At 66.6% G+C, this 1,709-nt stretch carries 1 protein-coding gene and 1 pseudogene; one reads left to right on the top strand and one right to left on the bottom strand.

Going from position 1 to position 1,709, the window contains the following annotated elements:
• A pseudogene (locus ALA01S_RS30940) lies at nucleotides 1-757 on the top strand (recombinase family protein); the annotation flags it as partial.
• 3 nt (nucleotides 758-760) lie between these two features.
• Here ALA01S_RS30940 and istA read toward each other — a convergent pair.
• On the bottom strand, nucleotides 761-1,504 hold the full coding sequence (gene istA, locus ALA01S_RS30945) for an IS21 family transposase (RefSeq protein ID WP_238456031.1): 744 nt from the start codon (nucleotides 1,502-1,504) through the stop codon (nucleotides 761-763).
• Between the last annotated feature and the right edge of the window lie 205 nt (nucleotides 1,505-1,709).

Genomic DNA, 1,709 nt, shown 5'->3' on the forward strand with positions numbered 1-1,709 from the left:
CCCGGACAACCGGCTGGTGGCCGACGCACTGGAGGCCGACTGGAACGCACGGCTGCGCCAACTCGACACGTTGCAGCAGGAACACGAACGCCGGCAGGCAGCCGACCAAGCTCTGCTGCAGGAGCCTTCGCGCCAGCGGATCGTCGATCTGGCACGGGACTTCCCACGCCTCTGGATGGATCCACGCACGAGCGCCGTGGAGCGCAAGCGAATGCTGGGGCTGCTCATCGAGGACGTCACGCTGGTATCGGGCAAGCAGGTCAACTTGAGCATCCGCTGGCGTGGTGGCCGCACACAGAGCCTGCAGGTACTCAGAGCCCCGCCGATAGCGCAGATTCGCAAGACCCAGGCGAACGTCGTGCAGATCATCGACGGCCTACTGGAGACATCCAGCTACGAGGAGATCGCCGCCAAGCTCAACGAGCTCGGACATCGCAACTGGCGTGGCGACCTCTTCACGAAGAAGAAGATCAACGCGGTCTGCCATGCCTACGGACTCAAAGGCCGCTATGCCCGACTGCGAGAGCGAGGACTGCTGACCAGCGCTGATGTCGCCAAGCAGTTAGGGGTAACCGTCGACATGGTCAATACGCTGGCTCGCCAGGGGCAGCTCAAGTGCCACGTCTACGGCAGCAAGCGCCAGCGTCTCTATGAGCTGCCGAGCGACATCCAAGTCGTGCACGACGTGGGCGGTCAGTACCGCTCGTGCCCCGTGCATCTCATTCCTGTTCAACAAACTGAACAAGGTGCATCATGAAGCCTACGCCTTCTTGGGCGGGTCGCCTGGGGGGCATGGGTCGATCCGGAAGCCCCAGCCTTCGGCGCACTCGGCGTAGGCGCGCTGCACCACCGGGTCGTGGATGCAGGCCTTGCTGATGGCGCACTTGGCGTTGTCGATGACCAGCCGCCTGGGCACCGCGGTGAACCACTCGAAGGCGCGGCGGTGGCAGCCCAGCCAGGTCGCCACCGTCTGGTCCCAGACGAACTCGACGTACTGGTGGCGGCTGAAGCACAGCGTCATCACGAACGCCCAGGTGCGCCGCACAGTGTCGTCGGGGTGCAGCAGCTTCGGCCCGGCGCCGAAGTCCACCTGCGCCGCCTCGCCCGGCGCGAACGCCAGCGGCACGGTGGCCGCCGGCGGCGTCTCGCCGCGGATGGAGACGATCATCCGGTACAGCGAGGAGTAGCTGCCCTGGTAGCCGTGGTTGCGCTTGAGCGCGGCCAGGATGGCGGTGCCGGGCACCGACTGCTCCAGCCACTCCTGGATGCGCTGGCGATGCGACTCCAGGCTGGAGACGGTGCTGGCGGCCTGCTTGGGCGCCGCCAGCGCCGCGGCGATCTGCTCTTCCTCGGGCAGCGGCGCCTCGGCGTCGAGCCAGCCCTGCACGACGGCCAGCGCCCGGAACTCGCCGAGCTTGCGCCGGCCCATGGCGTGGCTGCGTGCAAGTTCCCGGTCGGACGCGCCCCGCCGGATCTGCGCCAGCACGGATCGGTACTGGAACATCTCGATTCTCCTTCGGCCCATCGCTGCCTCCGTGCATGCCTGGTGTGGCATGCACTTCAGCACCGACGCGGCCGGGCTCAGATCGAGGTGTCCATCAGCCCTGGGGGCTCCTATATGCCGAAAACGAAGTGGCTCCATTACGGCGGAAACCGCGTGGCTCCATGACGCCGAAAACGCCGTGGCGCCTATACGGCGGAAAGTGACA

Source organism: Azohydromonas lata NBRC 102462 (assembly GCF_001571085.1).
GTDB classification, from domain to species: Bacteria; Pseudomonadota; Gammaproteobacteria; order Burkholderiales; family Burkholderiaceae_C; genus Azohydromonas; species Azohydromonas lata.

Bases quoted from the DNA above. Each gene is read 5' to 3' on its own strand.
- istA (WP_238456031.1), bottom strand. From the start codon at position 1,504: ATGTTCCAGTACCGATCCGTGCTGGCGCAGATCCGGCGGGGCGCGTCC.